Here is an 18,411-nt window from a genome sequence, read left to right as displayed (position 1 = left end):
GTCAGCAGCAGTCCGGCGCCAGGCCGGTCGGCAGGTGGTCGCCGCCGAACACCGCGGTGGTCGCCTCGTCCCCGCCGAGCGCGGCGACGGCCAGCAGCAGGGCGCCGGCGGTCCAGGTCGTCTGCTCCTCGGGCCAGACCGCGTCGTCCTCGAAGACGTAGCCGGTCCAGTACAGGCCGCTCTCCGCCCGCAGGTGCCGGATCCAGCGCAGCACGTCCACGGCCCGGTCCGACTCGCCCATCGCCCACAGGGCCAGGGCCAGTTCGGCGCTCTCCCCACCGGTGACCCACGGGTTGGGCAGGACGCAGCGCACCCCGAGCCCGGGGACGACGAACTTCTCCCAGCCGGCCGCCAGCCGGGCACCGGCCTCCTGGCCGCGCAGCACGCCGCCGAGGATCGGGTAGTACCAGTCCATGGAGTAGCGGGACTTGTCCAGGAACCGCTCGGGGTGGCGGCGCACCGCGTGGGCGAGCTGGCCGAGGGCCAGCTCCCAGTCGGGCTGCGGCTCCTCGCGGTGCTCGGCGGCGGCCAGGGCGCAGCGCAGCGCCTGGTGGACGGAGGCGGACCCGGTCAGCAGCGCACCGTCGGCGGGGATGCCGTCCTCGTCCCGGCGCCAGGCGATCTCGCCGCCGGGGCGCTGGAGTTGCAGCACGTGCTCGACCGCGGCGTAGACGGTGGGCCACATGCGGTCCAGGAAGGTGTCGTCGCCGGTGGTGAGGTAGTGGTGCCAGACACCGACGGCGACGTAGGCGGTGAAGTTGGACTCCCGGGCCCGGTCGGTGGGGCGGGATGCGTCGCCGTCGGCGTAGGCGGCGTACCAGGAGCCGTCGCCGTTCTGGTGCTCGGCCAGCCAGCGGTAGGCGGCCTCCGCGCGGTCGTGGTGGCCCGCGGCGTCCAGCGCCATGGCGGCCTCGGTGTGGTCCCACGGGTCGAGGTGGTGGCCGCGGAACCAGGGTATGGCCCCGTCGGTGCGCTGCTGTGCGGCGAGGGCGGCGACGGTGAGCGCGGACTCCTGCGCGGTCAGCACGCCCGGCAGTACGAGGCGTTCGGTGCGTCCGGGGCTGGTCATGCCGTGCCCGCCCCGGCCGCCGCGGTCGGTGCTCCGGCTGCCGCCGCGCCCGTGGCCGCCTCGTGCGGCTTGGTGGCGTAGGCGACGAAGCTCTTGCCGATGACGGGGTTGAGGGCCTGCTCGGCCAGGCGGGTCGCCAGCGGCTTCTTCATGATGTCCCACACCAGCAGCTTGTGGTAGGCGCGCACCGGCAGCGCCTTGTCGTTGTCCACGCCGAAGGCGCACTTGAGCCACCAGTAGGGGCTGTGCAGGCCGTGGGCGTGGTGGGTGCCGTAGGGGCGCAGTCCCGCCTCGCGCATCCGGCCCAGGAGTTGCTCGGCGCGGTAGATGCGGATGTGGCCGCCCTCGACCTCGTGGTAGGCGTCACTCAGCGCCCAACAGACCTTCTCCGGCCCGTAGCGGGGCACGGTGACCGCTATCCGCCCGCCGGGGCGCAGCACGCGCACCATCTCGGCGAGGACGCCCCGGTCGTCGGGGATGTGCTCCATGACCTCGGAGATGATGACGACGTCGAAGCTGGCGTCGGGGAAGGGCAGGGCGAGGGCGTCGCCCTCCATGGCGGTGGCGGTGGCGCCCTCGGGGGCCTCGCCGGCCTCCTTCATGGCGGCGAACCACTTGGCGACCTCGCGGATCTCCTCGCCGTTGCGGTCCAGGGCCACCACCTGCGCGCCGCGCCGGTAGCACTCGAAGGCGTGCCGCCCCGCGCCGCATCCGAGGTCCAGGACGCGGTCGCCGGGGGCGAGGGGGAAGCGGGTGAAGTCGACGGTCAGCACGGGGGGGTTCGCTTTCGTCCGGGGGTTCGTCCTGGCGGAGGTCGCTCGGTGGTCGGCGTCGTCGGCCGCGGGGGGCGGTTCGGGGCGGGTCACGTCGTGCCGTCGGCACCGGTGGCCGCGGCGAGAGGGCGGCGCCCGGCCCGGGCCGCGCCGCCCTGGTGGGCGATGGCCTCGCGGTAGCGCTCGGCGGTGGCGATCGCCGCCCGCCGCCAGGTGAAGCGCTCCAGGACCCGTTCGCGGCCGGCCGCGCCCAGGCGCCGGCGCAGGTCCGGCTCGCCCAGCAGCCGTCCCAGGGACACGGCGAGCGCACCGGCGTCACCCGGCGGCACGGCCAGGCAGGTCCGGCCGTCGGGCCCGGCGACCTCCGGTATGGCCCCGCCGGTGGTGGCGACCAGCGGGGTGGCCGTGGCCATCGCCTCGGCGGCCGGCAGCGAGAAGCCCTCGTAGAGCGAGGGCACGCAGGCCACCTGCGCGGAGCGCACCAGGTCGACGAGTTCGGCGTCGGTGACGCCCTTGACGAACCGGATGGCGTCGCCGAGGCCGAACCGCTCGATGGCCTGGGCCACGGGCCCGTCGTGGGCGGGCCTGCCCACCACGACGAGGTGGGCGTGCGGGTGGTCGGCGCGGACCTTGGCCAGCGCCTCGACCAGGTGCACCAGGCCCTTGAGCGGCACGTCGGCGCTGGAGGTGGTGACGATGCGGCCGGGCACCTCGGCGACGGCGGGGTCGGGCGAGAACAGGTCGGTGTCGGCGCCGATATGGACGACGTGGATGCGTTCGCGCGGTACGGCCAGGTCGCGGCTGATCTCGTCGCGGGAGGAGCCGGAGACCGTCAGCACGCTCGGCAGGCGGCGGGCGACGCGCTTCTGCATGCGGGTGAAGGCGTACCAGCGGCGGACCGACAGGCGCCGCTTCCAGCCGTCGGCGGCGGCCAGTTCCAGGCGGCGGTCAACGGTGATGGGGTGGTGGATGGTGGTGACCAGCGGCGCGCCCAGGGCGGCGGTGCCGCCGAGCAGCCCGTAGCCGAGGGTCTGGTTGTCGTGGATGACGTCGAACCGGCCGCGCAGGGAGGCCAGGTGGCGCCGGGCCCGCAGCGAGAAGGTCAGCGGCTCGGGGAAGCCGCCGGTCCACATGGTGGAGACCTCCAGGGCGTCGATCCAGTCCCGGTACTCCTCGCGGCCCGGGGTGCGGAACGGGTCGGGCTGCCGGTAGAGGTCGAGGCTGGGCAGTTCGGTGAGGGTGACGCCCTCGTCCAGGACGGGGTAGGGCTGCGCGCCGAGGACCTCCACGCTGTGGCCGAGGCGGGCCAGTTCGCGGGAGAGGTGGCGCACGTAGACGCCCTGGCCGCCGCAGAACGGGTTGCCCTTGTAGGTGAGCAGGGCGATGCGCAGCGGGCCGTCGGCCGAAGGGGCGGCGGGCACCTCCCCCGGGGTTGCGGCGGGACGGGGAGTTGCTGCCGGTGCGGCGGCCTCAGCGGACACTCGCGGACCCCTTCTTCGCTTCGACTGTGGCCGGAGCGTAACCGCTGGCGCTAATCTAGAACAAGTTTCAGAAGCGGGGTGCGGCCGGGGCGCACCGTCCCGCGCTCGGCGTGCACCGGCGGACGGGGCGGCGGGCGTCGCGGACGGTGCGCCGTGGCGGGCGGCTCCGCAGGTGTGGACCGAGCAGCCATGAGGGGGCTGGTGTTGACGACGCGACCGGGGCGGACCCGCACGCCCGCACACGCGGCACCCGCGCCCGCCGCACTGAACTCACGCCAGCGGGAGCGGCGGGGCCGCATCCTGCGGGCCACCGCCGAACTGGCCGCCGAGGGCGGTTTCGACGCCGTGCAGATGCGGGCGGTCGCCGAGTCCTCGCAGGTGGCGCTCGGCACCCTCTACCGCTACTTCCCGTCCAAGGTGCACCTGCTGGTCGCGGTGATGCAGGACCGCCTGGAGACGCTGCACGGCACCCTGCGCAGCCGGCCGCCCGGCTCGGCGGAGCCGGGGACGCGGGTGGCGCGGACGTTGATGCGGGCGTTCCGGGCGCTGCGCGACGAACCGCAGCTCGCCGACGCCATGGTGCGGGCGCTGACCTTCGCCGACCGCTCGGTCCGCGAGGAGGTCGACACCGTCATCCGGCTCACCACGGCGATCATCGTCGACGCGATGCGGCTGTCGGGGGCGCCGACACCGGCGCAGTCCTCGGTCGTCCGCGTCATCACCCACACCTGGCTCTCGGCGCTGATCGCGTGGCTCTCCGGCCGCGCCACGCTCGCCCAGGTCGAGGAGGACGTCGGTACGGTGTGCACGCTGGCCGACACGGTGGCGGCACCGGACGGGCCGGGGTGCGGGGCCGGTGCGGTGGGTGCGGAGCGGACGCCGGAGGCGGCGGGAGAGCGGGGGCAGCGGTGAGCGCACTGCGAGGCGTCGCGGCGACGGCGTTGGGGGTCGCCCGTGTCCGGGCTGCCGAGAGCACCCGCCCCGACCGCCTCTTCCAGGACCCCTACGCCGCCGCGTTCCTCGCCGCGGCGGCGGACCCCGACGCCCCCGAGGAGCCCGCGGAGCCTTTGGAGCCCGGTTCGGAGGCGGACAGGTGGGCGAGGGCCATGGCCCACCACATCGTGATCCGCACCCGCTTCTTCGACGACCGCCTCACCGAGGCGACGTGGCAGCGGGGGCTGCGGCAGGTGGTGGTGCCGGCGGCGGGGCTCGACGTGCGGGCGCACCGGCTGGACTGGCCCGAGGGGACGCGGCTGTTCGAGATCGACGTGCCCGCCGTCCTGGCCTTCAAGGAGGCGGTGCTGGCCGAGCAGGGCGCGGTGGCCCGCTGCGAGCGCCGCACGGTCGCCGCCGACCTGCGCGAGGACTGGCCCGGCGCGCTGCGGGAGGCCGGGTTCGACCCACGGCAGCCCACGGCGTGGCTGGTGGAGGGCCTGCTGGTGTACCTCTCCGCGGAGGAGGCCGCGGCGCTGCTGGGCGCCCTCGGCGAGCAGTCGGCGCCCGGCTCCTTCCTGACCTTCCCCGGCGCGCGCGACTTCCGCTCCAGCCCCCTGCTGCGCGGGACCCGCCGGGCGGGCCCGAAGGGCCTGGCCGACCTGTGGCGCGGCGGCCTGGCAGAGGACGCGGGTCCCTGGCTCGCGCGGCGCGGATGGCGGCCGCAGGTCCACGACCGCTCGGAGATCGCCGCCGCCTACGGCCGTCCCTCGCCCTCCGGGCGCCGCGGCTCGGGGTTCGTCACCGCCGTGCGGGAGGGCTGAGAGGGTGCGGGCCGCGGCCCGCCCGGACCGGCGCGGGCCCGGCAGGCTCCCGGGAAGATCGGCCGGAGGGCCGGTTAAAGTGGGCGCGACAACTTCATCCGTGCCCGATCGGGGGAAGCCGGTGCGATTCCGGCGCTGACCCGCAGCCGTGAGCGCGGACCGTTCGCGCCCGGTGACCGGGGAGCGCCCCGCGGCGCCGCCACCCGCTCCGCTGTGCGCCTGGTCCGGGCGAGCCGGAACGCCCGCGGACACGTCCAGGACCTTCGCCTCCCGGCCGGTCGTCGGCAGCCGCCGGCACCGCGGCCGTGGAGGCGGCGCCGTCGAGGCATGCGGAGCCGAGCTGGAGCCGTCGCGTCGCCCCCCGTGCTGCGGGATGCGGCGGGCCGGAGTCGGGCCGGCGTGCGGCGGACGGTGCGGGCGCGTCCCGGGCCCACCGTCCCCTCCGCTCCCCCGACCCGCGCACGCCGCGCAGACCCGAGAGGCACCGACCCGATGGCCCGTAAGGCTCCTGAGCCGACCCCCGTCCCGACGCCGGCGCCCCGCGCCGCACGGGCCGTCCGCCGCTGTGCCGCGGCGCTGGCCGCCCTGGTGGTGACGGGCCTGGCCGCGGCACCGTCCGCCTCGGCCGCGCCCGCCGCCATATCCGGGGCGGGCTCCCGGGTACTCGCGGCGGGCGAGGCCTCCCCGTCCCGGGCTCCCGAGCTGCCCGAGGGGCTGTTCGGTGACGCCGACCCGAAGTACGACGGCGTCTGGCGGCAGTCCTACGCCCTGCTGGCCGAGCACACCGCGGGGCGGCGGCCGGCTGCTTCCGCGGTCGACTGGCTGCTGGGGCAGCAGTGCGCCGACGGCTCCTTCCCCGCCTACCGGGCCGAACCCGCCAAGGCGTGCGGCAAGGCGGCGCCCGGTGACACCAACATGACCGCGGCCGCCGTGCAGGCGCTCGCCGCGCTCGGCGACCACGACGGCGCCGTGCAGCACGGCGTGCGGTGGCTGCGCGCGCACCAGAACAAGGACGGCGGGTTCGGCGCCGCGGCCGGCGGCCCGACCGACGCCAACACCGTCTCGGTGGTCCTGGGCGCCCTCGTCGCGGCCGGTCAGGACCCGGCGAAGGTGACGGCCGGCGGCCACACCCCCTACCAGGCGCTGGCGGCGCTCCAGGTCGGCTGCAAGGCGGCGGCCGCCGACCGGGGCGCGTTCGCCTACCAGGCCAAGGACGGCGAGCTCGCGCCCAACGCGTCGGCGTCCACCGCCGCCGTCCTGGCCGCCGAGGGCCGCGGGCTGACCGTGCCCGCGGCGAAGAAGGGCACCGACGAGCCCGTGCACGCCCCGTCCTGCACGGACGAGGACGAGCCGGCGGGCAAGGCCGACGGCGGCCGGGCCGCTGCCTCCCGCGCCGCGGACGCCGGTGCCGCCTACCTCGTGCGCACCCTGGCCGCCCACGGGCAGCGGATGCCGGGCCTGACGCCCAAGGCCGACCCGGGCAACACCGCCGCCGCCGTCCTGGCCCTGGCCGCCGGCGGCCACACCACGGCCGCCCGCAAGCCGCTGCCCCGGCTGGAGCACGACGGGGTGGCGTGGGCGCGCACTGCCGGCCCGGCCGCCTGGGCGCAACTGGTGCTCGCCGCCCACGCCGTGGGTGCCGACCCGCACCACTTCGGCGGGCAGGACCTGGTCAAGCAGCTCGACGCGACCGGCCCCGCCTCCACCGCCCCGCACGCCTCGGCCTCGCCTGCCGCCAAGTCCTCCGGCGGTGGCGGCGTCAACGTCTGGTGGATCATCGGCGTCGGCCTCGCCGTGGGCGCCGGCATCGGCTTCCTGATCAGCGGCCGCAACAAGGGCCCGCGACTGTGAGTACCGCGTCCTGCGCCCCGGCCGGTGGGCGGCGGGGGCCGGCGGGGGGACCGCGGCCCGCCGTGCCCGCCCTCGTCCTGCTCCTCGCCGTGGCCGCGAGCCTGCTCGGCGCCGGCACCGCCCACGCCTCGGCCTACCGGTACTGGTCCTTCTGGTCGGGTGACCACGGGAAGTGGACGTACGCGACGGAGGGCCCTGCCACGGCCCGCCCCGCCGACGGTGAGGTGCTGGGCTTCCGGTTCGCCGTCGGCGCGGACTTGGCGGACGCGGCCCGGCCCCGCGGCGCCGCCGACTTCGACGCCGTCTGCGCCGGCACGTCCGCGGCCGACGGGGACAAGCGCGTCGCCGTGGAGGTGGACTACGGCACCGCGGGCGACGCCCCGCCCGGTGGCCGGCCCCCCGCCCGCCACCAGGCTTGCGCCCGGGTGGCGAAGGACGCCACCGCCGCCGACGCGCTCGAGAAGGTCACCGGCTCGCTGCGCTACGACTCCGCCGGGCTGCTGTGCGCGGTCACGGGCTACCCCGAGACCGGCTGCGCCGAGCAGGTGCAGGACGGTGACGGAGGGCAGGCCGAGCCCTCGGCCACCGCTTCCGGCAAGCCCTCGGCTGCCGGCGGCGCCGCGTCGGGCGGCGGGCCGTCGGCCGGGCTGCTCGGCGGCGTCGCGGTGGTCGTGGTGCTGGGTGCCGCGGCGCTGTGGCAGGCCCGCCGCCGCCGTGGCTGACCTGGAGGCGGCGGTCCGCGGTACCGCCCGTGACGTCCGCCGCCGCGCGCAGTGGCCGGCCGCCGAGGTGGCGGCGGGTGCCGGGCGGCGGGCGGCGCCGGCCACGGCGCCCCGCGGCAGCGCGCTGCACGCCGGCGCCTGGTGGCTGTGGGCGCTGGGCCTGGCGACGGCCGCTTCGCGCACCACCGACCCGCTGCTGCTCGCCCTGCTCGTCGCGGTCGCCGGCTACGTGGTCGCCGTGCGCCGCACCGACGCGCCGTGGGCCCGCTCCTACGCGGCGTTCGTCCGGCTCGGACTGGTGGTCCTGGCCATCCGGCTGGTCTTCGCCTTCGTGCTGGGCTCGCCGGTCCCGGGCACCCACACCCTGGTCACCCTTCCCGAACTGCCGCTGCCGCACTGGGCGCGCGGGGTGCGGGTGGGCGGCCGGGTGACCGCGGAGGGCATGGTCTTCGCGCTCTACGACGGGCTGCGGCTCGCCGCACTGCTGGCCTGCCTGGGGGCGGCCAACGCGCTGGCCTCCCCCGCCCGGCTGCTGAAGTCGCTGCCGGGGGCGTTGTACGAGGCGGGGGTCGCGGTCGTCGTCGCCATGACCTTCGCCCCCCATCTGGTCGCCGACGTGCGGCGGTTGCGTGCCGCCCGCCGGCTGCGGGGCCGCTCCGACCGCGGCTTCGCCGGCCTGCGGCAGGTGGGGCTGCCGGTCCTGGAGGGTGCGCTGGAGCGGTCGGTGGCGCTGGCCGCGGCGATGGACGCGCGGGGGTACGGCCGCACCGCCCAGGTCCCCGGGGCGGTGCGGCGGGCCACCGCGGCGCTCACCGTCGGCGGCCTGCTCGGGGTGTGCGCCGGCACCTACGCGCTGCTGGCCGCGGCGGGCGCGGGGTACGGCGTGCCGCTGCTGGTGGCGGGCGTGCTCGCGGCGGCGGCCGGGCTGCGGCTGGGCGGGCGCCGCTCGGTGCGCACCCGTTACCGGCCCGACCGCTGGGGGGCGCGGGCCTGGCTGGTCACCGCCTCGGGCGTGGCGGTGGCGGCGGTCATGGTGGCGGCGGCCACCGCCACGCCGGTCGCCCTGAACCCGCCCGCGGTGCCGCTGACCGCGCCGACCCTGCCGCTGTGGCCGGCGCTCGGCGTGCTGCTCGGTCTGGCCCCGGCCGTGGTGGCACCGCCGCCGCCGGGCACCGCCCGCCGCGAAGTCCGCGCCCTGGGCCCGCGCCGCCGAAGCGAGGGCACGACCCGTTCGATGACGAGCAACACCCCGGAGGAACACCGGTGATCAGGTTCGAGCAGGTGTCCGTCACCTACGCGGCGGCGGACGCACCGGTGGTCTCGGACGTCGACCTCACGGTGCCGGAAGGCGAACTGTGCCTTCTGGTGGGCCCTTCGGGCGCCGGCAAGTCGACGGTACTGGGTGCGGTGAGCGGCCTGGTCCCGCACTTCACCGGCGGGACGCTGCGGGGGCGAGTGACGGTGGCCGGACGGGACACCCGCACCCACCGTCCCAGGGAGCTCGCCGACGTGGTGGGCACCGTCGGGCAGGACCCGGCGGCGCAGTTCGTCACCGACACGGTGGAGGACGAACTCGCCTATGGCATGGAGTCGTTGGGGCTTCCGCCGGCCACCATGCGCCGCCGGGTGGAGGAGACGCTGGACCTGCTGGGCCTGGCCGGGCTGCGGGACCGGGCGCTGACCACGCTCTCCGGGGGCCAGCGGCAGCGGGTGGCCATCGGCTCGGTCCTCACCGCCCACCCGAAGGTGCTGGTGCTGGACGAGCCGACGTCCGCACTCGACCCGGCGGCGGCCGACGACGTCCTCGCCGTCCTCCAGCGCCTCGTGCACGACCTGGGCACCACGGTCCTGCTGGCCGAACACCGTCTGGAGCGCGTCGTGCACTACGCGGACCGGGTGATCCACCTGCCGGGGCGCGGCGCCCCCGCGGTCGTCGGGCCGCCCGCCGAGGTCATGGCGCTCTCCTCGGTCCACCCGCCCGTGGTGGCGCTGGGCCGGCTGGCCGGCTGGCAGCCGCTCCCGCTGTCCGTGCGGGACGCCCGGCGGGCCGCGGGGCCGCTGCGGGAGGTGCTCGCCCGCACGGCCGCGCCCGGCCGCCACGCCACCGAGGAGGCACCCTCCCCCGAAGGCGGGACGGCGGACGGCGCGGCACCCGCGGGCGGGGCGGCGGACGGCGCCGCAGCCGGGAGCGGGGCGCGCCGAGGTGCCGGTGGGGGACGGCTGCGGTTCGCGGCCCGCCTCGGCCTGGTGCGGCGCGCCGGGACCGGCGGCGCCCCCGGCAGCCCCCGCCCCGGCGAACCCGCCTGCTCGGTGCGGGCGTTGGAGGTGGACCGCGGCCCGGTCCGGGCGCTGCGCGGCGTGGACCTGACGGTGCGCGGCGGGGAGGCGGTGGCGCTGATGGGCCGCAACGGGGCCGGCAAGTCCACGCTGCTGTCGGCACTGGCGGGCCTGCACCGGCCGGCGGCGGGCGAGGTGCGGGTGGCGGGCCTGGTGCCGCACCGCACCGCGCCGCGCACCCTGCTGCGGCACGTCGGTCTCGTCCCCCAGGAGCCCCGCGACCTTCTGTACGCGGACACGGTCGGCCAGGAGTGCGCCGCGGCGGACCAGGACGCGGACGCGGCGGCCGGTTCCTGCCGGGAGGTGCTGGACGAGCTGCTGCCCGGCCTCGCGGACACGGCTCACCCCCGCGACCTGTCCGAAGGGCAGCGCCTCGCGCTCGCCCTCGCGATCGTGCTGACCGCGCGGCCCCCGCTGCTGCTCCTGGACGAGCCGACCCGCGGCCTGGACTGCGCCGCCAAGGCCCGCCTGGTGACGGCCGTGCGCGCGCTGACCGGGCGGGGCCACGCGGTGGTCCTGGCCACCCACGACGTGGAGCTGGCGGCGGAGGTGGCCGGGCGGGTCGTGGTGCTGGCCGAGGGCGAGGTGGTCGCCGACGGGCCGACGGCGGAGATCGTCACCGCCTCCCCCACCTTCGCGCCACAGGTCGCCAAGATCCTGGCACCGCAGCGGTGGCTGACCGTGCCGCAGGTCGCCTGCGCGCTGGCCGCGACGGAGGGCGGGCAGCGGTGAGGTGCCGCACGGGTGAGGCCGAGACGGGGCGCCGGGCCCGTCCGGTGCGGGTGGGGCCGCGGTCCGCGGTGTCGCTGGCGCTGGTCTCGGCGATCGGGGTGGCGGCCTTCGGCTGGCCGCTGCTCGCGTCCTCGGCCTCGGGTCTGGCGCACTCCGGGGACGCGCCGTGGCTGTTCGCCGCGCTGCTGCCGCTGCTGCTCGCGGTGGCCGTGGCGACGCTGTCGGACGGTGCGCGGGGCTCGGGCGGGGCGCCGGGGCTGGACGCGAAGACGGTGGCGATGCTGGGCGTGCTCGCCGCCGCGGGCGCCGCGCTGCGCCCGCTGGGCGGGGGGACCGCCGGGATCGAGCCGATGTTCTTCCTCATGGTGCTGGCCGGCCGGGTGCTGGGGCCGGGGTTCGGCTTCGTCCTGGGCTCGGTGGCCATGTTCGCCTCGGCGCTGCTGACCGGCGGGGTGGGGCCGTGGATGCCCTTCCAGATGCTCGCCATGGGATGGGTCTCGGCCGGGGCGGGGCTGCTGCCGGGGGCCGCACGGCTGCGCGGCGGGGCGGAGCTGGCGCTGCTGTCGGCTTACGGGGCGGTGGCCTCCCTGGGGTACGGGACGGTGATGAACCTCCAGGGCTGGCCGTACATCGCGGGCCTGTCCGGCGGCATCTCCTTCGTGCCGGGTGACGGGCTGGCGCAGAACCTGACGCGGTTCGTGGCCTACTGCCTGTCGACGTCGCTGGGGTGGGACCTGCCCCGCGCGCTGGTGACGGTGGTGCTGACCTGCGCGGTGGGCCCGGCCGTGCTGCGGGCGCTGCGGCGCGCGACGCGTCGGGCGGCGTTCGACGTACCGGCGGGCTTCGAGCCGCCGCGCTGACCTGGGCGCTTCACCGTCACGCCGCTGAGGAGCCCTAACCCGGGGTAACCCCCGCCCCGGGAAAGCCGAAATCCGCCCCTTCCGGGACCTTGCCATCCACCGGTGGCACCTTTACATTCAACTCGCCAGTAACCTAAGGGAGTTCACCGGAACTCCGCACGTTTCACACTGGGCGCCACACGATCGAGCCGTCGCGCGCTCGGCACCCCCACGCAACGCCGCTCCCCCCACGCACGTCAGCAGTGACCACCGCACGACGCTTTCCAAAAGGGGACATGCGCAATGAAGGACTCACAGGGCAGACAGGTGACGGGGAAGGTCAGATGGCGGCGGTTCGCCGTCCTGTCGGTCCCCGCGCTCGGAGTGACCGCCGGATTGGGGATCGCCCTGGCCAACGGCGCGCTGGCCGCGTCCTTCGCGGTCTCCGGCCAGCAGTTCAAGGTCTCCGCCGACAGCCTCACCGGCGACGGCTTCGTGCAGTACGGCAGCGTGGACACCAACGCCCGCAACGACCTGCTGCCCGTCGCCGTCACCGCCATCAAGTCGGCCGAGCTGCACAACCTGTGCCAGTCGGTCGTCACCAGCCTGCCGGTCATCGGCGACATCTCGCTCAACATCAGCGCGGGCAAGTCCACCCCGGTGCAGGCCACCGACCTGTTCGTGGACGCCACCCAGCTCTCCGGCGACGCGAGCTTCCACAACATCGAGATCGGCCGGGACGCCTCCACCGTCGACAAGGGGCCCGAGGGCGCGCAGGGTCTGCAGGACCTGTTCTCGCAGCAGGCCGACGACGTCAAGATCAACAAGCTGCGCCAGACGGCGTGGTCGACGAACGCCGCCACGTTCAAGCTGTCCGGCCTCAGCCTGAAGGTCAGCAAGGGCAAGAAGGAATGCTTCTGAGATGACGGTCGCCGGCCACACCCCCTCCGACGCCCCGCCGGACCACGGTGCCGCACCCACCCCCAGGGCGGGGCTCCGGGCGGGCTGGCGACGGTGGCGCCGGGGACGCCCCTTCTGGGGCGGCCTGCTCGCCCTCGTCGCCGGCGCGGAGATCCTGCTCATCCCGCTCGCCCCGCTCGACGTCATGATCCACCAGGGCGTGGCCGGCATCCCGTCGGTGCTGATGGGCATCGTCATGGTGGTCATGGCGCTGGCAGCCTGGTTCGCACCGCTGTACCGCACCCTGGCCGGCATCCTCACCACGCTGGTCGCCGTGGCGGCGCTCCCGCTGTCCAACCTGGGCGGCTTCCTGGTCGGGACGGTCCTCGGCATCGCCGGCGGCGGCATGATCTTCGCCTGGCAGCCCCGGCCGGCCCCGGAGGCCGCGGCCGACCCCGCACCACCTCCGGGCACCACGCCCCACCCCGGCTCCACCCCGGCCTGACGGCCGGGCACCGCAGCCCCGCCCGTCGCCCGCGCGCACGCCCTCGCCCCGCAACCCCCGGGGGAGGGCGGGCATGCGACCGATCCGCGGGGAGCGCTCTCCCGCTCTGCCCGCCGTGCGCGCCGCGGCCCCGCAAAGCCCCTCCTCCGCACGTGCCTTCCCGGGGAGCCCCCTCCCCGCCCGCCGCCCGGCGGCCCGTCCGCGCTCCGACCGGAGCGCCGCGCACCGGCCCCGGCGCCCCGTTCTCCGCACTGCGGAGGGTTCACGCACCACCGCGCCCGGACCGTCCGGTCCTCCGGCCACGGTTCCCGGACGCACCGCACCACGGCACCCGCACCTCGCCGTCTCCACCGCACCACGGCACCGCAACCGCCGTCCCCACCGAACACGGCACCCGCACCGGCCGTACCCACGAAGGAGAACCGAGATGTCCCACCGCCTCCCCCGTACCGCCCTTGCCCTCGGCACCGGGCTGCTCGCCGCCGGCGCCATGACGCTGGCCGCGACCGGCCCCGCCGCCGCCTCCGCGCAGGCCGCCTCCACCACGGTCACGTCCGCGGGCCACCACTTCACGGCCGCGCTGACCGGCAAGGCCACGCTGACCGCCGGGGCGGTGACGGTCACCTGCACCGTCTCCACCTCGGGCGGCACGGTCCCCGCGGCGCCCGGCAACAGCAACGCCTCGGGCCCGGTGACGAGCACCATCACCGCGCCGACGTTCAGCTCCTGCACCTCCAGCCTGCCGGGGGTGACCCCGACGGTGACCACCAGCGGCACCTGGACCGTCTCGATGCAGAACGGCTCCCCGATCACGGGGTCGATGACGATGCAGACCGGCGGCCTGGTGGTGACCACGACCGGGCTGGCGAGCTGCACGGTCACCGCTGCGCCCACCGGCCCGGCGAGCGTCTCCGGCACCTGGACCAACGGCGCCCCCTCCACCCTCGCCTTCTCCAAGGCGTCGGTGCCGGTGAAGGTGGTCGGTGGCTTCGGCTGCCCGACCAGCGCCACCAGTTCCGCCTTCACCGCGACGTACAAGGTCAGTGACACCACCGACCCGGCGTCGCAGATCACCGTCACCGGCTGACGGCGAGGCGGAGGGACGGCCGCGGCCCCCACGGCCGTCCCCGAGCCGGCGCGCCACCCCGGTGGCGCGCCTGAGGCAGGCACCTTCCCAGGGTGTCGCCCGCCCCCTGGGCAGCGTCCTCACAGTGGCGTCGTTCACCCGAAGGGCGGACAGGCGGGACTGTGAGGACACTGCCCAGAGCGCCCCCACCGCGGCCACTGCGGACGCCCCGGCGTACGGCCGCGGTGGGGGCGCCCCGGCAGCCCTGCCGACGACATGACGAACCCGGCCCGGCTCCCGCGCCGCTCTCCCCCTGCGGCCGCCCTCGGTGCGGCGCGGCGTTCCGGACCCGCGCGGGAAGGGCAGCCGGGCCGCCCGCCGAGGGACAAGGACCCGGGGGCCCGGGCGGACCTCGCCCGTGCGCGGGCAGGACGGCCGTCGCCTGGCTCCAGGAAGACCACACCCGGTCTCCACCATGACCCCACGGGCGTCCACGCACTGCCCACAGAAATGCGGCGACACCCTCACGGAAATGATTGCGACAGCGATCTTCGGCAAAGAGGGGCAGGGCGGGGCCTCTCCGTGACAGCGCTCGGCGCCTGTGACGCGGACCACTCGGTCATGCCCGGTTCCGGCCCGTGATCGCGATAAGGATCACAGCATACTTTTCCGGCCGCACTTTTCTGCGCTGCGGTTTTACCTGTTCAGAGGCGGTATTGAAGACGCAGCGCGGCCTCATCGCCACCCTCCGTGTGGACCGTGTCAGCCCCTATGGTCGAATTTCGGCCCGCCGCGCCACGACGGGCCGAAGGTCCTGTCCCCGTCCAAGAGAGCGCAGGCGAGCAAACACGTGCCGACGCAAACCACGGTCACCTCCCCGCCCCGTACCAGCGGTGACACCCCCCACGTCACCCTGGCCGACGACGTGACCGTCGTCGACCCGGCACTGGTCAAGCGCGCCGTGTCCGCAGCTGCGCTCGGCAATGCCATGGAGTGGTTCGACTTCGGTGTCTACAGCTACATCGCGGTCACCCTCGGCAAGGTGTTCTTCCCCTCGGGCAGCCCCACCGTGCAGCTGCTGTCGACGTTCGGCGCCTTCGCCGCCGCGTTCCTGGTCCGCCCCGTCGGCGGCATGGTCTTCGGACCGCTCGGTGACAAGCTGGGTCGTCAGCGCATCCTCGCCATCACGATGATCATGATGGCGGCCGGCACCTTCGTGATCGGCCTGATCCCCTCCTACGGCTCCATCGGCATCGGGGCGCCCATCCTGCTGCTGGTCGCCCGCCTCGTGCAGGGCTTCTCCACCGGCGGCGAATACGGCGGCGCCTCCACCTTCATCGCCGAGTACGCCCCGGACCGCCGGCGCGGCTTCCTCGGCAGCTTCCTGGAGTTCGGCACCCTGGCCGGCTACGTGGCGGGCGCCGGTCTGGTGACCCTGCTGACGACACTGCTGTCCACCGACGACCTGCTCTCCTGGGGCTGGCGCCTGCCCTTCCTCGTCGCCGGACCCATCGGCATCGTCGGCCTCTACCTGCGGCTGCGCCTGGAGGAGACCCCCGCCTTCGCACAGCTGGAGAAGCAGGCGCACGAGAACGAGAAGCAGCGCCGCGAGGCGGAGAAGAGCACCGGCCTGCGCGAGATGGTCTTCGGCCAGTGGAAGGCGATGCTGCTCTGCGTCGGCCTGGTCCTGGTCTTCAACGTCACCGACTACATGCTGCTGTCGTACATGCCGACGTACCTCACGTCCGAGCTGCACTACGACGAGACCCACGGCCTGCTGGTGGTCCTGGGCGTCATGGTCCTGATGATGGTCGTGCACCCCTGGGCCGGCCGCGCCACCGACCGCTTCGGCCGCCGCCCGGTCATCGCCACCGGCTGCGCGGGCTTCCTGGTCCTCTCGGTCCCGGCGCTGCTGCTGATCCGCCAGGGCTCGTTCGCCGCGATCGTCCTGGGCATGCTGGCCCTGGGCATGCTGCTGGTCTGCTTCACCTCCACGATGCCCTCGACGCTGCCGGCGCTCTTCCCGACCCGGGTGCGCTACGGCTCCCTGTCGATCGCCTTCAACGTCTCCGTGTCGCTGTTCGGCGGCACCACCCCGCTCGTCGTCACCGCCCTCATCGGCGCGACCGGCAACGCGATGATGCCCGCCTACTACATGATGGCGGCGGGGATCATCGGCGGTATCGCGGTGTGGAAGATGACCGAGAGCGCCCGCCGGCCGCTCCCCGGTTCGCCGCCCGCCGTGGAGACCGAGGAGGAGGCGGAGGCTGTTTCCGCCCTGGCCCGTCCCACCGAGCGCGTGGCCGCCTGAGCGACCGCACCCGGCCGCACCTGACCGAGGGCCCGGCACGCTCCCCCATCCCCGGGGGCGCGCGCCGGGCCCTCGGACGTGGGGCCGGCCCCGGGCGGCTGCCGCGGCACCGGCCCCGCCCGCCCTTCCCACCGGGCCGCCGCCTGCCGCCTGCCCGGGTTCTCGTTCCCGCTGCCGGCCTCAGGCCGCCGCCGCGGCTCGGTAGGCGCCAGGGGTCACCCCGAAGCTCCGCACGAACCACCGGTGGAAGTGGGCCTGGTCCGCGAACCCGCCGACCGCCGCCGCCCGGGCCGCGGTCGCTCCCGCCGCCAGCTCCGCGCGGCCCCGGCGCAGCCGCAGCAACCGCTGGTAGTCGCTGGGCGCCATGCCGTACTCCGTCCGGAACGCCCGGTAGAGCGCGAACCGGCTGCACCCCGCGGCGTCGGCCAGGTCCTGGGCGGTGAGTTCCTGGTCCCAGGCCTCCCGCAGCAGATCCCGGACACGCCGCGCGACCACCCGCCGCGTCCCGTCGCCGCTCTCGCCGACCCGGGCCGGCCTGGTGGCGGTACGCCGCACCATGGCGGCCACGGCCTGCGTCAGCCGCTCGTCCCGCACCAGGGCGTCCGCTCCGCCGACCAGGGCCGGGTGCAGCCGCCGCACCGCCCGGGCCAGCACCGGGTCGTCGACCACCGGGCGGTCGAAGAGCGGCAGGGCGGCGCGCCCGCCGGTCACGTCGTCGAGGATCTCGCGCACCACGCCCGGCCCGAGGTACATGATCCGGTAGGTGAAGCCGAGATCGGCCGCCGAGCGGCCGTCGTGCGGGTCCTCCGGGTTGAAGACCATCACCATGCCCGCCGCGCTGGTGTGGCCGGCGCCCCGGCAGCTGAAGGTCTGCGCTCCCGCCTCGGTGACGGCGAAGGAGTACGCGTCGTGGCTGTGCGGGGCGAAGACGTGCCGCTCGAAGTGGGCGTGGAGCGCCTCGACGGGACGCTCAGGGTCGCGCCAGTACCTGGTCCACTCCCCCGCGGCCCGCTGCCCGGCGCCCGTCCCCACCACCGTGCCGCCCCCCTCACCCGTCGCCATGGGCCCAGGATCGCCCGACCGCGCACCAGCGTTCAAGACGGGCGTCCGAGGGGTGGACGAGACTCACCGCCATGAACGAGACGATCACCGCCCCGCACCCCACCGCCCCCGCCACCGACCGGGCCGCCGCCCCCTCCTTCCGCTTCGACACGAAAATCGCGGTGGTGGTCCGCGAGGACCTGGCGGTGTGGCAGAAGCTCAACATCACCGCGTTCCTGGCCAGTGGGGTCGCCCACGCGGGGCCGGAGGGGGAGCAGGGCGTGATGGGCCGGCCCTACGAGGACGCCTCCGGTGGCCTCTACCTGCCGCTCTTCCGCGAGCCCGTGCTGTGTTTCGCGGCGGACGCGGCGGGGCTCGCCCGGACCCGCAACCGGGCCGCGGGCCGCGGTCTGCCGACGGCGCTGTACACGGCGCAGATGTTCACCACCGGCAACGACGCCGACAACCGGGCCGTCGTCCGCGCGGTCCCCGGCGAGGAGCTGGACCTGGTGGGGCTCGCCGTCTACGGGCCGCGGGGCCAGGTCGACAAGGTGGTCAAGGGGCTCCGGCTACACGACTGAGACCGCTGCCCGGAAGCCGCCCCGCGGCCGCCGGCGGGACCCGGTGAGGCACGATGGGGGCATGAGCATCGTGAAGATCAACGCCCTGACCGTGCCGGCCGAGCAGCGAGAGGTCCTGGAGCAGCGCTTCGGCGCCCGCGCCGGCTCGGTGGAGAACTCCGACGGGTTCGAGTGGTTCGAGCTGCTGCGTCCGCTGGAGGGCACCGACCAGTATCTGGTGTACACCCGGTGGCGGGACGAGGCCGCGTTCCAGGCATGGATGGAGGGCCCGATGAAGGCGGCCCACCAGGGCGGCGGCGAGGGCGGGGAGCGGCCCAGGCCCGCGGCGTCCGGGTCCACGCTGTGGTCCTTCGAGGTCGTGCAGCAGGCTGCGCCCAAGAACGGCTGACCGCCTCCGCACCACGGCAGCGGCCACCGCACGGCCCCCGGCGGCTCCTGCCGCTGCG

17 protein-coding genes and 1 riboswitch are annotated in these 18,411 nt (G+C 75.8%); of the genes, 13 read left to right on the top strand and 4 right to left on the bottom strand.

Annotated features, from left to right (window positions below):
* Position 1 precedes the first annotated feature (1 nt).
* The 3 genes from ACFV3R_RS15240 to ACFV3R_RS15230 form a co-directional block, all read right to left on the bottom strand.
* Positions 2 to 1,069 carry a prenyltransferase gene (locus ACFV3R_RS15240; protein WP_385581537.1) on the bottom strand — a complete coding sequence of 356 codons (1,068 nt, stop codon included), beginning with the start codon at positions 1,067 to 1,069 and terminating at the stop codon, positions 2 to 4.
* The gene (locus ACFV3R_RS15235) at positions 1,066 to 1,842 is read right to left on the bottom strand and encodes a class I SAM-dependent methyltransferase (protein WP_385581536.1); all 777 of its coding nucleotides are present in this window, start codon (positions 1,840 to 1,842) and stop codon (positions 1,066 to 1,068) included. The genes ACFV3R_RS15240 and ACFV3R_RS15235 overlap by 4 nt, the downstream gene beginning before the upstream one ends.
* An 89-nt stretch (positions 1,843 to 1,931) precedes the next feature.
* On the bottom strand, positions 1,932 to 3,323 hold the full coding sequence (locus ACFV3R_RS15230) for a glycosyltransferase family 4 protein (protein WP_385581533.1): 1,392 nt from the start codon (positions 3,321 to 3,323) through the stop codon (positions 1,932 to 1,934).
* A 189-nt stretch (positions 3,324 to 3,512) separates the two neighbouring features.
* On the opposite strand from ACFV3R_RS15230, the gene ACFV3R_RS15225 reads away from it, so the two are divergent.
* The 11 genes from ACFV3R_RS15225 (at position 3,513) to proP (ending at position 16,343) form a co-directional block, all read left to right on the top strand.
* Complete coding sequence (locus tag ACFV3R_RS15225; protein WP_385581530.1) at positions 3,513 to 4,235, top strand: TetR family transcriptional regulator; 723 nt, start codon at positions 3,513 to 3,515, stop codon at positions 4,233 to 4,235.
* Complete coding sequence (locus tag ACFV3R_RS15220) at positions 4,232 to 5,080, top strand: SAM-dependent methyltransferase (protein ID WP_385581527.1); 849 nt, start codon at positions 4,232 to 4,234, stop codon at positions 5,078 to 5,080. Before ACFV3R_RS15225 ends, ACFV3R_RS15220 begins: the two co-directional genes overlap by 4 nt.
* Positions 5,081 to 5,192: 112 nt before the next feature.
* Positions 5,193 to 5,258, top strand: a riboswitch (cobalamin riboswitch).
* Positions 5,259 to 5,572: 314 nt separating this feature from the next.
* Positions 5,573 to 6,931 (top strand): prenyltransferase/squalene oxidase repeat-containing protein, encoded by a 1,359-nt coding sequence (locus tag ACFV3R_RS15215; protein WP_385581524.1) that lies wholly within the window; start codon positions 5,573 to 5,575, stop codon positions 6,929 to 6,931.
* Positions 6,932 to 6,993: 62 nt separating this feature from the next.
* Complete coding sequence (locus ACFV3R_RS15210; protein ID WP_385581520.1) at positions 6,994 to 7,653, top strand: SCO2322 family protein; 660 nt, start codon at positions 6,994 to 6,996, stop codon at positions 7,651 to 7,653.
* A gap of 67 nt (positions 7,654 to 7,720) precedes the next feature.
* The gene (locus ACFV3R_RS15205) at positions 7,721 to 8,920 is read left to right on the top strand and encodes a CbiQ family ECF transporter T component (RefSeq protein ID WP_385581707.1); all 1,200 of its coding nucleotides are present in this window, start codon (positions 7,721 to 7,723) and stop codon (positions 8,918 to 8,920) included.
* Positions 8,917 to 10,722, top strand: coding sequence for an ABC transporter ATP-binding protein (locus ACFV3R_RS15200; RefSeq protein WP_385581517.1), 1,806 nt, complete (start codon positions 8,917 to 8,919; stop codon positions 10,720 to 10,722). The genes ACFV3R_RS15205 and ACFV3R_RS15200 overlap by 4 nt, the downstream gene beginning before the upstream one ends.
* Positions 10,719 to 11,582, top strand: coding sequence for an ECF transporter S component (locus tag ACFV3R_RS15195; RefSeq protein ID WP_385581514.1), 864 nt, complete (start codon positions 10,719 to 10,721; stop codon positions 11,580 to 11,582). Before ACFV3R_RS15200 ends, ACFV3R_RS15195 begins: the two co-directional genes overlap by 4 nt.
* Positions 11,583 to 11,864: 282 nt before the next feature.
* Positions 11,865 to 12,482 carry a DUF6230 family protein gene (locus ACFV3R_RS15190; protein WP_385581511.1) on the top strand — a complete coding sequence of 206 codons (618 nt, stop codon included), beginning with the start codon at positions 11,865 to 11,867 and terminating at the stop codon, positions 12,480 to 12,482.
* Between the two features lies 1 nt (position 12,483).
* A complete protein-coding gene (locus tag ACFV3R_RS15185; protein WP_385581508.1) occupies positions 12,484 to 12,966 on the top strand; it encodes a DUF6114 domain-containing protein in 483 nt (160 codons plus the stop codon).
* Between the two features lie 427 nt (positions 12,967 to 13,393).
* Positions 13,394 to 14,053, top strand: a complete 660-nt coding sequence (locus tag ACFV3R_RS15180) for a hypothetical protein (protein ID WP_385581506.1) — start codon at positions 13,394 to 13,396, stop codon at positions 14,051 to 14,053.
* Between the two features lie 892 nt (positions 14,054 to 14,945).
* A complete protein-coding gene (gene proP, locus ACFV3R_RS15175; RefSeq protein WP_385581703.1) occupies positions 14,946 to 16,343 on the top strand; it encodes a glycine betaine/L-proline transporter ProP in 1,398 nt (465 codons plus the stop codon).
* 180 nt (positions 16,344 to 16,523) lie between these two features.
* On the opposite strand, the gene ACFV3R_RS15170 is transcribed toward proP, so the two are convergent.
* A complete protein-coding gene (locus tag ACFV3R_RS15170; protein WP_385581504.1) occupies positions 16,524 to 17,405 on the bottom strand; it encodes an AraC family ligand binding domain-containing protein in 882 nt (293 codons plus the stop codon).
* Positions 17,406 to 17,476: 71 nt separating this feature from the next.
* Here ACFV3R_RS15170 and ACFV3R_RS15165 point away from each other — a divergent pair, with 71 nt between their 5' ends.
* Entirely contained in the window at positions 17,477 to 17,965 is a 489-nt protein-coding gene (locus ACFV3R_RS15165) for a DUF2000 family protein (protein WP_385581501.1), read from the top strand.
* A 61-nt stretch (positions 17,966 to 18,026) separates the two neighbouring features.
* On the top strand, positions 18,027 to 18,353 hold the full coding sequence (locus ACFV3R_RS15160; RefSeq protein WP_385581498.1) for an antibiotic biosynthesis monooxygenase family protein: 327 nt from the start codon (positions 18,027 to 18,029) through the stop codon (positions 18,351 to 18,353).
* Positions 18,354 to 18,411 lie beyond the last annotated feature (58 nt).

This window comes from Streptomyces sp. NPDC059740 (genome assembly GCF_042733155.1).
Classification (GTDB): Bacteria; Actinomycetota; Actinomycetes; order Streptomycetales; family Streptomycetaceae; genus Streptomyces.
The sequence above is the reverse complement of the archived record's forward strand: the minus strand, read 5'-3'. Positions and strand labels throughout refer to the sequence as shown.